Genomic DNA, 12093 nt, shown 5'->3' with positions numbered 1-12093 from the left:
AAGCGACCTTGTTTGTAGAGTGATTTTTTACAAATTATGGCTATTTTTAGATTAACGATGGAGGTTATTGTTTGCCGATCTTTTTAACAAGAAGCATAATTAAACACTTATCCTTCAATCATCTCATCAATTTAAAAAGTATATAAATCGTATTTACGTTATTTCAATAAAACCAGTTCAATGAGTAATAATTTTGTTGTCCGTTAACTGTCTACGCCATTTAGGTACGCTATTTTTTATCCATTCACTGTTATTTATGGAAGAACAAGTACACGGACCATTTAATCTATGCATGTTGTGAACAGGTAAACTCGGCACATAATAAAATATGCCGAGTTTTGGCTTGCTCAGGAGAAAGCAAAGCCAAAAGTTGTAATTGTAAAATCAGGTTTAGCTAAAGTTATTCAAAATATCTTTCATCAGGAGATTTGTCGCTAATAGCATGATATGTTAGACCTTGTTCACTCTTTTCTACACGAATTCGATCAGTTAATTGTAATTCGATGTGTAGTCGGCAATGAGTATCGGTAATTTGTTCAGCATTAAACCTTATTGCTTGTTGGCGTAATGTTGGATTAGTCATAAATTCAGGTTGATTAATATTCATCCAGCTTATGATATGCGTGATGACATCATCAAAAGGGAGAGGATACTCATCTAATGTTAAACAAAAAGTATAACGATAACTGTAAGTTAGCTTTTCATTCGTTAACGGTATGACATTACCGTCTTTGACGCTAATTTGTAATGAGTCTGGATTGTTTATGAGATGATTCTCAGTGAGCATCTGGCGTAATTGAGTTAGTTTTTTCATGTTGATCCTGTTGGCATTGGTATATCATTTCGACTTGTAACGCACAGTCAAACCATGCGTTTAAAATAGCGCTATTATCATCCAATAAAGAACGGTTCTGCTGTAAGTTATTCATGGGCAGATAACAAGGCGTGACGGGAGGACAACCAGTTTTGATAATCTGCACTGTTTTTGATTTCGGGGCGAGTGTACAGCCGTTTAATATCAGTAGGCAACTCGCCAGTAGACCATAAGTGAATTTGTTCATTTTCATGGATAAGCCATTCTAATTGTTGTTGATATTGACGATTTTGTGCATTGACGTCTTGTAATTGAATCTTTTGTTCGAGCAACTTTTGTTGATGAATTTGATACTGATCATTAAGTTCAATTAATTCGTTATTTTTATAATCAATAATTTCAATCAGTTGTTGTTTATCTTCTTGCAATTGTTTATTACTGGTTTGTAACTGTTGATTTTTGGTAGTAAGTTTTTGACCATGTGTATAACACATTGATAAACCAATTATCAGTAACAACCAAGGAAATAGCTTATTTTGAATTAGGTTTAGCATAAGCCTCGTAAGCCTCTTTGAGTTTCACGTCATAATGGTTTTTTTGATAAGCGATGCCGTTATAAAGACGAGCAAAACGAGTGAAATCCTTATTTTTCATTACTTGTAGTAGCTGATTGTTTGATGGGTGTGAGATAAAACGATAAAACGCATCTAATTGTTGCTGTTCGTTTTGACTCATTAACTGTTCAAACTCATCGGCAGATTGATAACCTAACATTGCCCAATGAAAGCCCATAATTTGGAATAATCCCCAACTAGCGCTCTCAATCGCAGCTTGTCGATCTATTCGTTTTGCTGAAGCTAAACGATTATTTTCTTCATTCCCACCTAAATATCCGCCGGCAGTAAGGTTGACAAGTTGTGGATAGGTTTGCGATAAACGGTTGACATCAAAACCACGTTTTTTTAGTTGGCGATAAAAGATATGGCGTTCAAATAAGATCACCGGCAGACCATTTTTAAACCCTGAATGGCGAGCTTCGATTTTAGTTACAGCTTGAATCATTGCTAATTCAACGGCTAATTTAGTTGCAACTTCTTGTAATTCTTCTGTTGTGATCATGGTTTTTTTTCCTTCTTTTTCGCTTTGGCCAAAGCACAATAGTTGGCAATATTGCCTTTACTTTTTAGTAAACAGACCAGGAGCGTGACATTCATAATCATCTGTGCATAATAAGCACGATTTAAAAGACCGAAAAAAGAAAATAGAAACACAGCCACACTTGAGACTATCATTAACCAGGCAAGCCAGCTGTATTTGACTTTATAACGACAATTATCACGATCGAAAGTAAACAGTCGTACTGCTATTAGTAGACAAAGGAAAGCATTAAGCATAATCATCATGGCTTTTTCCCCTTAAAGCTATTAAAGAAATCTGTTGGATCGTCAAAGCGTTTAATCAACCACAGTAAAAGTTTGACACTGGTAGCGGAAGCAATTAATGCCCCTAATCCCAATGGCATTTTTTGTTGAATATTGGCAGGAAAAAAGGGCAGGATCAGGCACAAAGTTAATTCGGCTAATAATAATCCCATAGCAAATGAAATAAAAAATAGAATGAAGCGCCTTAATACAGAGATACGTTCTTCACTAATTACCAGTAAAATTGAGCCACATAATGCGCCTAAGATGATGCCATTTTCAATATTAGGGTAGATCATCGATACTGAAAAGGCACTAATTACAGCAGTGATTGTCAACGTGGTTGGTTCAGTCATTAAGTTAATCCCATAAATTAATGAGTTTTTGTTTGGGTTCGGGTACCGTTTCAGGCACATCGATTTCGGTGCCAATTGGTAACATCGCTGGTAATTCACACAGCTTAGGATTATTTTGATAAATAATTTCAACAATCCCAGTTGTTTTACCAAAAACACGATACGCCAATGCGTCAACAGTTTCATTTTGCATGGCATAAACAATCATCTTTTAATTACTCCTTCGCTTATCGTGATTGACTGATATTTTTAAACGGTAAAACTCACTTCAAAACTAACAAAAGAGGATCGGCGGTGAACAAAGATAGAGTTTGAATAACCCACTAGACTCTTTGTGCCGCCGAGAGGTGAGGGTCACTCGGTTAAAAACGCCTATATATGGGTATGGTCGTTTGCAATGAGTAATATCGCAACTAACCTAAATTGTAGAGGAAATTTTTACAAATAAAGGCAGGTTTCGGTAGATGAGATGATTTGCAGTAAAATTCATTAAAGTAATAATTAAGACCAATGCCTGATTGAACAGATGACAACTTGTTAAAATGTTTCAGGTTAACTATATGTTTTAGTATAAAACCGAGATTTTATATTAATCAGGGGGCGCTGACTGTTTATTATTTCCACATTTAATCACTCAATACAAGGTTACCAATAAAAAGAAATCCACTTGAACTGCATAAGCTTAGTAACTTAACAATAGCCATTGCAACTGATTTGCCTAATTTTGCTATGCCTTATTGAAATAGAGAGGTAAAGTCAGTGCAAAAACCTCTTTTAAAAAGAGGGATAAAAAACATCACTTGCTTTTTTTTTAAGCAACGATTATATATAGCAACGATAAGTAATGTGCTTATCATTAACTTAATTTATTGGAGGAGCTTGTAATGGTACAAAAATTTGCTTCATACGGTAGTGATGTTTCTGCAGGAACTTATAAATGTGCAGACTGTGGATATATTTATTCAAACCAAAGTAAAAAGTCCTTACCACCTTGCCCTGATTATAATAAAAAACCACATACTAAAAATGGTTGGTATATTTTGACCGGGCAGGGTGATTCAGTAAAAGATCCTCATCCTAATACAAAATAGTGACATTTTGTTGTTTGATTGTAAAAGGTAACGTAAGTTAAGTTACCTTTTTTGTTCCTCTATAGATTCTTTAAACATGTGATTTTTCAAGGGTTCCAATAGGTCACGAAACCAAAATAATGCAATATCTTTATCTCGTTCTCTCAAATGCAAATTTTCGGTTACAACACGTGAAAGTAGTTCTGCTCGTTCTATTGTTTTTATTTTTTCTAGTTCGTCCATTTTTTTACCCTCTTAGCTGTATATATATACAGTATATAATATTTACCGTGGTGATCAAGTAACATTTTGTAAAATTGTGATCATCTGTAAATTACTAAAATTAATTATCTGTTTCTCTATATTCTTAAGTTATTCTAACCACAAATACTGAGTCAAAACAGATCCCTAATTGGTATAGCATTTTTTTTAGTAAATAGCTCAATTAGCCGTTTTTGCCTGAAAACTCAAGGATATTGCTAATTCGTTTTAGCTTTTCTGGCATGCAATTCTTTACCAAATTTTACAAATTTATTGCTAAAAATAGCCGTATTACATGGCATTCTCCTTAAATCATATTTTAACTTTATATTAAGACGTAGGGTTAACCTGAAACATCTTTCCAACTTTATTAAAACTCAAATTCAATGACTTCGTCAGATTGTTGCTTTATTGTTCTAACTGGTGCTTGACTAATAATCAGGTGTACACCATTAAGCTGGTTATCCAATTTTAAGTACTGTTTAGCATTAATTTTTATATTTTGTCGCAAATAAAGTCGGTTTATGGTTAGATCATCGTTAGGTACACCAATTATTTTTAACTGTTGCTCTATTATTTGCCGTTCTGTTATCTGATGATCTGCTTTCAATGAAAGATCTTGTGGCGTACAGTTATTGACAGAACTCCAAGGCGAGCGTTTCGCTCGATGTTTAAGGTCAACATCCTGAGTTGATTTTTGCTTTGGTACCAATTTCCAGTTAATAAGCCTTGTGCAGATAAAAGACGCTAAGCCAATAATAGGCGCAAATATGCCTTTAATTTTTTTAAAAGGCTCTTCATATTGGTTCAGCTTTTCTTCATAAGCTAGTCTGACTTTAAGATCTTTGCGTGGCACTAATGGACCACCTTGATGAACAGTATAAGCAGCCCAATCACCAATATCGGCTGAAGCTAAGATTGGATCGATTATCTGATTAGCCACTTTTTGATTTTTTAATCGACGTAACTCACGCCAGACACTGACCGGCGCTCCACCTAACTGCTGAAATTGGCGGATCTTCCAGCGACTGGCCCACGCACTTATCGCTTTTGCTGTCTGTTTGAGATTTTTACCCGTTTGATCATCAATTTCATTATCTAGTGCATAACCGTCTATGTTTTTGGCAATATACTTAGCGATATAACCTGTTGCCGAACCTTTTTGCTTATCGATATCTTTAAATTCAAAGCGATTGATTGATGCGCCTTTTTCTTCACTATCTTCATCCATGGCGTAAATCCACATGATTTTAAAAGCTTGGGCTAAATGTTCCGGCCGCATAAAAATCAAAATATGCCAATGTGGCGTGCCGTCATGATGTGGCTCAGCAACACGAAAGCCAAAAAATTTGATCTGCTCTCGATTAAGTTTAGCCCGAATGCGTGACCAGATTTTACATAAATAAGCCTGAGTCTCGCGCGGATTGTTTCCTTGCCAATTTTCAACAAAACCACCTTTAGCGTAAGTACTATGATATTTGGAAGGAGCCGTTAAGGTAATAAATGCACCGTGATAACCCATCTCATCGGCAAGATCTTCAAAACCACGCATGCGTGTCATTAATTCAACACGCCTTATTGCAGGATTGGTAATCGATTTATAGACTTGTAAATCAAGCGGAATTTGTTCTCCGGTTTGTTCGTTTTCGATAGCCATTTTTTGGAGATATTTTTGGTTACGGCGTTTCTGTTCTCGCCACTCTGATTGACAAGTTCGGCTAGCATAAGCAGAGGCCTTTTTTTGCACTTGACCAACTGCTATCGCTAAATGTTCGTGTTGATAGTCGCGGCGAGTTTTTAATTTTTTTTGCCACCACTCTTGATTGGTTATTTTTGCTAACGCTCTGACACAATTGTCATTAGTCAATTTGCCATTTTTATAATCATTAAAGTAGGGTGGATCAATATTAATCCCTTTAAGTTCAACTAAAATCGCGACATATAATTTATGTTCCAAACTGTGGGCATCAATTTCATTGGCTGATAGGCAAAAAGTTCGATCATCAAGTAAATGTTGAATGTGCTTTTCTAAATAATGCGCTATCTCAACACTTAATTCATTTATACAATGAGGCGTTAAAGTGGGAAGTTTAGCAAATTCACTGGCAAAATTAATCGATAATGCACTGGATTTATTGGTTTTATATTGTTGGTTAACTAAATTAAGACGGGCATGAATATTACCGCCAAGTGTATGACGTAAAAAGCTATTGGCAGCTTGGCGGCCTTGACTCTGTAAGAGTTTTATATATTTATTAGCAAAATAGCTACTTAAAAAATCGGGTAGATCGGCTAAATATTTGGTTCGAAATTCATGATCTTCCGGATCGGCTTGCCACAATTTGACCTCATTATAACTAATAGCGTGTGGCATTTTTTTGCATGAAATTGGCGCTGTTATTGGCGTTCTGATTATCTGTTTATTGGGCAAAAACCGCCCGATTTTGTCATAATAATCCTGCATAGCCAAAAATAACTTATGCTTATCCTTAACGGCAAGCGGTGGCAAGCTTGTTATAAGTGTGGTCATGGTGTGTGATCTCTGAGCGCTATCTTTTAGCTAATTTTTCTTTTAAACGTTGGCAATCTACGCACAACTGACAACCTTTTAATAGCTGACGGCGTTTTTCAGGAATAGGTTCATCGCATTCAATACAATGTGTAGCCGATTCACCTTGAAACGTTTTTCGATTAGCAATCAGGTTGTCGAGTTCCAGTTGGGCAAGGTCATTGGCTCGATCGATAACATCTCGCATTAGGCTTCGGTCTCGTAATTTTGATAGCGTAGTTTTTCGGCTTCTTGACAAAGCAACTCATTAGCTTCGCTAGGTGATAATTGTTGGATTAAAATATAGCTACCAATCTGTTGTAAGCGCAGATTAAAAAAATGACATAAATCATGTTTAGTCTCGCTTCTAACTTGATTTAGTACCTGTAGCAATGTTTCGCCTTTTAGTTGTGTCATATCCATTTTTGCTTCCTTATAATTGTATGATTAATTATCAAATAACTCGGTTATTGTTTAATAAAATCTTGTTGTTCACAGTGTGAAAATATGTCAATAATTGCTTGTAAGCGACGTAACCCTTTACTCAAATCATCCAGTTCCTTATCTGTCAAATCATCAAAATTCATCCCAAAAGTATGTGAAAATTGACTATTTGAGTTATAAATTATCATCGAACGAGGTTGGATCCCTGAAGCAGCTAACAGCAATCTCTTTTGTCCTGGCTTTAAACGATTAAAATTACTACGTACTAAACTACGATTACCGTTAATGAGCTGATAGAGCTTTCGAATATGTTCAAGCTGACGTGCTTGTTCAATGTTATTCATATGAATTCCTCTATTGACGTAAGTTGACTGATGAAAGTGCCTTTATTAACATGTCAACAGCACTTTTCAGAACCAATAGATAGCAATGATTAGAAAAGACTATTGACGTTTAACGACAGTTCACTTACTCGCGACTTTGTTTGTCATACATAATTTGATATGTTTACCATCAGGTTTTTCGAGCCACCCACATTGATTGTGTTTATTGACCTGAATAAAAATAACGGTTGGTTTATTAGTGGTTTTACTACTCAAATAGATAGCTTGGCTCATCATTATTCCTCTTTTAAATTCAATTCGGGATTAAAAGCCTTGGCACCTTCAAGCGTAAGAGCCGTCATATTAATTAAAGTAGTTGAGCGATCATGTCTGCCGGTGATTTTCTTTTTGCGGGTCGGTAGTAATCCCTCATGAACATATTTCTTCACAGTACGGGGATTCATACCTGAAACACGAGCAAACTCGTCAACGGTCACATAAGGTGCTGAAATAGTGATTGAAATTGGCGTCGTCATGGTGCATTATTCCTAGCTGAATATATTAATATGTTTTTATATGTTTATATATAACGTAACTTAAACTTTGTATAAATTAACATTAAGCTAAGCTTAATGTCAATGATATTTTAATTATTTTTTTAATCTAGGCTTAATTTATTATGAGCATTAATTTTAATTCTGGTGGAGCCAAAGTGCTGGATAGAATCATTCAAGCCTATGGCTTTAAATCAAAAGTGGAATACAGCAACTATTTAGGTACTTCAGCGGCAAGTCTATCTATTCGTTATAGACGCGATCTGTTTCCTTCGGATCTCGTTGTAAAATGTATGGACGAAACCGGAGCCTCCTTACAATGGTTAGCAACCGGCGAAGGTGACTTTAATCCATTGGTTGAAGCGAAAGAAACGATTATTTCAGAAGAAACATTAGCCAAACTAGAGCGTTTAGCTAACTTAAAAGAAATAGGAGCAATTACTGAACAAGAATTTATTGAATTAAAAGGGAAATTAATTTAGTACTTTCCTGCAAATTTCTAAATAAAGAAATATCGTACTCAAGTCGCAGATAAACAATTTTATATATGCATGATCACCTATTCCACTTTTTAGTGTCGGTAGGTTCTTAAATCAAGGAGAAGTAAATTTTATCCTAATATTTATCGTCTCCTATGGTTGGTTACTATTGGTGAGCTGGTCGGCTCTATAATATTGGCTACAATAGTAATCAAGTCTGTTTAATCGTTAGCATCTTAATAAGATGAAGCGATTTTTTTCACTAGCTTATTAAAATAAGTAAAATAGGTTTTTACTTTCTTATTACCAACGATATTGGCTCTACCTATCAGGAATAGGTATACATCCTTTGCTTACATAGTATTGTCTTATCATCTCACTTAAATAGTAAGATAAAAGGTTCCATTAAATAGTAAAAAAATGACCTAAAACGTTTAAAAATAAAGGATATGCGATGCTACTTAACCAATCAAACCTAAATAAAATCAATTCGATTTAATAATTTTTTATAAAATTCTTATCAACATCTGACGACCAATAGCTCACAAAACTACGTCTCGAGTACCAAAGAGGGTATCTCAAATATTAAATATCACATACAACTATCTGATAATGGCAATTTTTATTTCAAAATCTCAAGTTTGATTGGTAATAGGTATTAAAATTAAACACATAAATTTTTAAAGTAATTTAATTCATTTTTGTATAAAATAGTGAACAAAATCGATAAATTGGCTATGGCAAATTAACTTTTGGCCAAAAATAAATAGACCTTAAAAATGGAATCTCAAACTCCCGGTAATATAAAGATAACGCTATTTTACCGGGATATATTTATATTAAAGTAATAAATAAAAATTAAAATTAAGGAAGAAAAAATGAAAAAAATAGTCAAATTAGCAGTGTTATTTCTAGGTGTATTAACTTTTTCTTTTGCCTATGGTGCTAAATCTAAACCTGCCACTACTCCTTCTGCTGGTACTATTTCCAAAGCACTTGCGGATAGTGCTAAAAAATCATTATTAGGTGATAAAGGTAAATTCCCATTAAAAATCGATGAAGGAATGGAAGTCACCAACATCAGTGCCGTTGATAAAATTGTTGTATTTGAATATAACATCCCAACAGACAGCCAAAGTAAACCTACTGTCGATCTTATTGAAAACCTCAGAGCCGGACTTAATAGTCAATTTTGTAGCAAACAAGATATTGTCAATGTTCTACGCGCTTACGACATCCGCTTTTTATTCCGTTTTCAATATACCGACAACCGAAATGTACCTTCCACATTATCAATTGATGAGATTTGTGAATAACCGTGTCTATCCGAAAACAGTCTAACGGCAAATGGTTATTTGAAAAATACCTTACAGGGGGTCGTCGAATTCGCAAGAGTTTTGCGACCAAAGGTGAGGCAATGGCATATGAAAATTACCTTGATGAACAAGCAAATCAAAAACCCTGGCTAAACGAAAAAATTGACAAACGACATTTATCTGATTTGATAAAAAGTTGGTACTCTTTACACGGACAAACCTTAAAAGATGGCCAAACACGCATCAATGCCATGCTATTTGCCTGCGAATGCATGGATGATCCACTGGCGACTAATTTTACAGCAAAACAGTTCACCAATTACCGACAAAAGCGTATTGATGGCGAAATCTTCCGAACTAGCCGTATAAAGACAGTAGCCCCAAGAACCATGAATCTTGAATTAACGTATTTCAAAGCAATGTTTAATGAATTAATTAGACTAGGAGAGTGGCAACATAATAACCCACTTGAACGGATACGTTCATTTAAAACTGATGAGCAAGAAATGGCTTATCTCAGCAAAGAACAAATTAACGCATTACTAAGTTCTTGTCAGCAAAGTACTGCATCAGATCTAACCATTATTGTCAAAATTTGCTTAGCGACTGGCGCGCGGTGGAGTGAAGCAGAAAATTTAAAAGGCGCTCAAGTTAAAGACGGTAAAATCACCTATATTAACACCAAAGGCAAACGCAACCGAACTATTCCCATTAATGAAGAGCTATTTAACCAAATTCCCAAAAAACAAGGAACACTATTTACACCTTGTTATTCCGCATTTCGTACCGCAATTGATCGAGCCGATATAGCACTACCAGAACGTCAATTAACCCATGTTTTACGTCACACTTTTGCCAGTCATTTCATGATGAACGGAGGCAACATTTTAGTCCTACAAAAAATTTTGGGACACACTGACATAAAAATGACCATGCGCTACGCTCACTTTGCTCCAGATCACTTTGAAGACGCAGTAAGATTAAATCCGCTGACTAATCTATAAAATATCTATAATGTTAAAAGTTATGATTGAAACCAAATAAACAAAATGTTTGATTTAATCTCAACAACCGAACAAACAAACTAATCATCGAATATAATAAAAAACCAAAAAGCAGACACCAAGCATCAAATCAATTTAATTAAATCACCAAAAACAAGAATCAACAAAATGGCGGTGAAATGGCGATTGACAATGTTCTTATATGATTTTATATGTCTATATAGGTCATTTTAACTTATAGATTCAATTGTAACTTATTGATTTAAAATATATCTCCAAAAAACTCATAATCGATTGGTCACTGGTTCAAGTCCAGTAGGGGCCACCATTCTAAATCAGTATAATCAATAAGTTAGCATCAAAACATTTAATCTAAAAAAGAGTAGTTTTTACTAAGTGGCGGTAAAATGGCGGGTGTTTTTTATTGAGAATAACAGTATCTTTAAATTTTTAGTTACTTTTTAAAATAACCTTGTTGATTAACTGATTTATATTTTATCATACAATCCATTTAAATTTATGCAGTTGGTCGGTATAATAACTAAAGGTATGTGTGTTGATAAATCTGTTTATGTGTAAATCGAAAACATCACCTCACCGATGAGTTTATTTATAGTCAAAAAGGAATGAATGATAAACTCTGTTTAATCTTCTTATTATTTAAATTTTGAAAGTTTATTAAAAATAACCTGAAAATCTCTCATTTTTGTGGTCATACAATTAAGGAAATGAATAAAATGAAGTCACGTTTAACTTTGTTTTTTATAAAAATATCACTCAATAAATCTAACTATGCTGATTTTAAAAAAAAATGTAAGTTAAGTGTATATCCATTATCCTACGACAAATTAGAAAGACCTTATCCATTGAGCGAAAAAATATTTCACAAATATCTCAATGAAAAAATTTCCTATAATAAGAAATTATCTATTCTCAATTCTCATATTGACTTTATAGATCAGAAAATAAATGCAAATGCTGTTGATAAACTTTACTCTCCTACTCTTGATGGGGTTATCTTGGCAGAAATGGAAGGCAAAAATGATACTAAAATATCATTATATCTTTCCTCAGCATTTTACCCTAGAGAGGGGGATCTAAGAGTCATTATGCGTTTTGATGAGAAGCTTGTTTTTTCTATGCATTTTACCATTACACTTTCTGGTGATATTTATATTGCTGGAGTGCAAGGACACACCAGTAGAGAGGTCTTGAAAAAATTAACTAAGGATTTTTATGGTTTTAGACCCAGCAATCTTATGATGGCTTTAATTTTGGAAATAGCCAAATTTTTTAAGGTCGAGAACATATATGCTGTTAAAAATAAAGCTCATGTTAAGTTAGGTAAGTTCGATTTCGACTATGACAAATTTTGGCAAGAAGTAAATGGTGTCTCATATAATAAAGCATGGTTTAAGTTACCAATTAATCAATCGCCAAAATCTATTGAGGATATCAAAAGTAATAAGCGAAGTGAGTTTAAAAAGAGAGAAGCCATTCGCG

The 12093-nt window shown here is 34.3% G+C and carries 19 protein-coding genes; 5 read left to right on the top strand and 14 right to left on the bottom strand.

Going from position 1 to position 12093, the window contains the following annotated elements; genetic code table 11:
• Positions 1-400 precede the first annotated feature (400 nt).
• Genes A9G11_RS06825 through A9G11_RS06800 form a run of 7 tightly spaced genes read right to left on the bottom strand, consistent with a single transcriptional unit; the run spans position 401 to position 2799 of the window.
• Entirely contained in the window at positions 401-814 is a 414-nt protein-coding gene (locus A9G11_RS06825) for a phage tail protein (RefSeq protein WP_065618750.1), read from the bottom strand.
• Positions 777-1019 (bottom strand): Rz1-like lysis system protein LysC, encoded by a 243-nt coding sequence (gene lysC, locus A9G11_RS14775; protein ID WP_442902978.1) that lies wholly within the window; start codon positions 1017-1019, stop codon positions 777-779. The genes A9G11_RS06825 and lysC overlap by 38 nt, the downstream gene beginning before the upstream one ends.
• On the bottom strand, positions 922-1368 hold the full coding sequence (locus A9G11_RS14670; protein ID WP_065618749.1) for a hypothetical protein: 447 nt from the start codon (positions 1366-1368) through the stop codon (positions 922-924). Before A9G11_RS14670 ends, lysC begins: the two co-directional genes overlap by 98 nt.
• Positions 1346-1933 (bottom strand): N-acetylmuramidase family protein, encoded by a 588-nt coding sequence (locus tag A9G11_RS06815; RefSeq protein WP_065618748.1) that lies wholly within the window; start codon positions 1931-1933, stop codon positions 1346-1348. Before A9G11_RS06815 ends, A9G11_RS14670 begins: the two co-directional genes overlap by 23 nt.
• Complete coding sequence (locus A9G11_RS06810; RefSeq protein WP_065618747.1) at positions 1930-2217, bottom strand: phage holin family protein; 288 nt, start codon at positions 2215-2217, stop codon at positions 1930-1932. Before A9G11_RS06810 ends, A9G11_RS06815 begins: the two co-directional genes overlap by 4 nt.
• Positions 2214-2591, bottom strand: coding sequence for a putative holin (locus A9G11_RS06805; RefSeq protein WP_065618746.1), 378 nt, complete (start codon positions 2589-2591; stop codon positions 2214-2216). Before A9G11_RS06805 ends, A9G11_RS06810 begins: the two co-directional genes overlap by 4 nt.
• A 4-nt stretch (positions 2592-2595) precedes the next feature.
• Positions 2596-2799: a tail protein X gene (locus A9G11_RS06800; protein ID WP_065618745.1), complete on the bottom strand. Its 204-nt coding sequence runs from the start codon at positions 2797-2799 to the stop codon at positions 2596-2598.
• A 676-nt stretch (positions 2800-3475) separates the two neighbouring features.
• On the opposite strand from A9G11_RS06800, the gene A9G11_RS06795 reads away from it, so the two are divergent.
• The gene (locus A9G11_RS06795; protein WP_065618744.1) at positions 3476-3682 is read left to right on the top strand and encodes a hypothetical protein; all 207 of its coding nucleotides are present in this window, start codon (positions 3476-3478) and stop codon (positions 3680-3682) included.
• A gap of 42 nt (positions 3683-3724) precedes the next feature.
• On the opposite strand, the gene A9G11_RS06790 is transcribed toward A9G11_RS06795, so the two are convergent.
• The 7 genes from A9G11_RS06790 to A9G11_RS06765 form a co-directional block, all read right to left on the bottom strand.
• Complete coding sequence (locus A9G11_RS06790; RefSeq protein ID WP_065618743.1) at positions 3725-3904, bottom strand: hypothetical protein; 180 nt, start codon at positions 3902-3904, stop codon at positions 3725-3727.
• Positions 3905-4292: 388 nt separating this feature from the next.
• Complete coding sequence (locus A9G11_RS06785; protein WP_081298454.1) at positions 4293-6452, bottom strand: replication endonuclease; 2160 nt, start codon at positions 6450-6452, stop codon at positions 4293-4295.
• Positions 6453-6471: 19 nt separating this feature from the next.
• On the bottom strand, positions 6472-6678 hold the full coding sequence (locus A9G11_RS06780) for a TraR/DksA family transcriptional regulator (RefSeq protein WP_065618741.1): 207 nt from the start codon (positions 6676-6678) through the stop codon (positions 6472-6474).
• Positions 6678-6893 carry a DUF2732 family protein gene (locus tag A9G11_RS06775; RefSeq protein ID WP_065618740.1) on the bottom strand — a complete coding sequence of 72 codons (216 nt, stop codon included), beginning with the start codon at positions 6891-6893 and terminating at the stop codon, positions 6678-6680. Before A9G11_RS06775 ends, A9G11_RS06780 begins: the two co-directional genes overlap by 1 nt.
• 44 nt (positions 6894-6937) lie before the next feature.
• The gene (locus A9G11_RS06770) at positions 6938-7258 is read right to left on the bottom strand and encodes a hypothetical protein (RefSeq protein WP_065618739.1); all 321 of its coding nucleotides are present in this window, start codon (positions 7256-7258) and stop codon (positions 6938-6940) included.
• Positions 7259-7378: 120 nt separating this feature from the next.
• Positions 7379-7531, bottom strand: coding sequence for a hypothetical protein (locus A9G11_RS14405; protein ID WP_176701245.1), 153 nt, complete (start codon positions 7529-7531; stop codon positions 7379-7381).
• 2 nt (positions 7532-7533) lie between these two features.
• Positions 7534-7773 carry a MerR family transcriptional regulator gene (locus A9G11_RS06765; RefSeq protein WP_065618738.1) on the bottom strand — a complete coding sequence of 80 codons (240 nt, stop codon included), beginning with the start codon at positions 7771-7773 and terminating at the stop codon, positions 7534-7536.
• A 143-nt stretch (positions 7774-7916) separates the two neighbouring features.
• Here A9G11_RS06765 and A9G11_RS06760 point away from each other — a divergent pair, with 143 nt between their 5' ends.
• The 4 genes from A9G11_RS06760 to A9G11_RS06745 form a co-directional block, all read left to right on the top strand.
• Positions 7917-8273, top strand: coding sequence for a helix-turn-helix transcriptional regulator (locus A9G11_RS06760; protein ID WP_065618737.1), 357 nt, complete (start codon positions 7917-7919; stop codon positions 8271-8273).
• Positions 8274-9148: 875 nt separating this feature from the next.
• Positions 9149-9586 carry a hypothetical protein gene (locus tag A9G11_RS06755; RefSeq protein ID WP_065618736.1) on the top strand — a complete coding sequence of 146 codons (438 nt, stop codon included), beginning with the start codon at positions 9149-9151 and terminating at the stop codon, positions 9584-9586.
• Between the two features lie 2 nt (positions 9587-9588).
• The gene (locus A9G11_RS06750) at positions 9589-10590 is read left to right on the top strand and encodes a phage integrase (RefSeq protein ID WP_065618735.1); all 1002 of its coding nucleotides are present in this window, start codon (positions 9589-9591) and stop codon (positions 10588-10590) included.
• Positions 10591-11327: 737 nt separating this feature from the next.
• A partial coding sequence (locus A9G11_RS06745) for a DUF535 family protein (protein WP_065618734.1) occupies positions 11328-12093 on the top strand: 766 nt, incomplete at its 3' end.

Source organism: Gilliamella sp. wkB108, from assembly GCF_001690195.1.
GTDB lineage: Bacteria > Pseudomonadota > Gammaproteobacteria > Enterobacterales > Orbaceae > Gilliamella > Gilliamella apicola_L.
This window is presented reverse-complemented; position numbering and strand designations above follow the sequence as displayed.

What these genes read in the sequence shown, in the direction of transcription:
- A9G11_RS06765 (WP_065618738.1), bottom strand. Translation starts at nt 7,773, where the DNA reads ATGACGACGCCAATTTCAATCACTATTTCAGCACCTTATGTGACCGTT.
- A9G11_RS06800 (WP_065618745.1), bottom strand. Translation starts at nt 2,799, where the DNA reads ATGATTGTTTATGCCATGCAAAATGAAACTGTTGACGCATTGGCGTAT.
- A9G11_RS06815 (WP_065618748.1), bottom strand. Translation starts at nt 1,933, where the DNA reads ATGATCACAACAGAAGAATTACAAGAAGTTGCAACTAAATTAGCCGTT.
- A9G11_RS06790 (WP_065618743.1), bottom strand. Translation starts at nt 3,904, where the DNA reads ATGGACGAACTAGAAAAAATAAAAACAATAGAACGAGCAGAACTACTT.
- A9G11_RS06825 (WP_065618750.1), bottom strand. Translation starts at nt 814, where the DNA reads ATGAAAAAACTAACTCAATTACGCCAGATGCTCACTGAGAATCATCTC.
- A9G11_RS06780 (WP_065618741.1), bottom strand. Translation starts at nt 6,678, where the DNA reads ATGCGAGATGTTATCGATCGAGCCAATGACCTTGCCCAACTGGAACTC.
- A9G11_RS06810 (WP_065618747.1), bottom strand. Translation starts at nt 2,217, where the DNA reads ATGATGATTATGCTTAATGCTTTCCTTTGTCTACTAATAGCAGTACGA.
- A9G11_RS14405 (WP_176701245.1), bottom strand. Translation starts at nt 7,531, where the DNA reads ATGAGCCAAGCTATCTATTTGAGTAGTAAAACCACTAATAAACCAACC.
- A9G11_RS06770 (WP_065618739.1), bottom strand. Translation starts at nt 7,258, where the DNA reads ATGAATAACATTGAACAAGCACGTCAGCTTGAACATATTCGAAAGCTC.
- A9G11_RS06805 (WP_065618746.1), bottom strand. Translation starts at nt 2,591, where the DNA reads ATGACTGAACCAACCACGTTGACAATCACTGCTGTAATTAGTGCCTTT.
- A9G11_RS06760 (WP_065618737.1), top strand. Translation starts at nt 7,917, where the DNA reads ATGAGCATTAATTTTAATTCTGGTGGAGCCAAAGTGCTGGATAGAATC.
- A9G11_RS06755 (WP_065618736.1), top strand. Translation starts at nt 9,149, where the DNA reads ATGAAAAAAATAGTCAAATTAGCAGTGTTATTTCTAGGTGTATTAACT.
- A9G11_RS06775 (WP_065618740.1), bottom strand. Translation starts at nt 6,893, where the DNA reads ATGGATATGACACAACTAAAAGGCGAAACATTGCTACAGGTACTAAAT.
- A9G11_RS06785 (WP_081298454.1), bottom strand. Translation starts at nt 6,452, where the DNA reads ATGACCACACTTATAACAAGCTTGCCACCGCTTGCCGTTAAGGATAAG.
- A9G11_RS14670 (WP_065618749.1), bottom strand. Translation starts at nt 1,368, where the DNA reads ATGCTAAACCTAATTCAAAATAAGCTATTTCCTTGGTTGTTACTGATA.
- A9G11_RS06795 (WP_065618744.1), top strand. Translation starts at nt 3,476, where the DNA reads ATGGTACAAAAATTTGCTTCATACGGTAGTGATGTTTCTGCAGGAACT.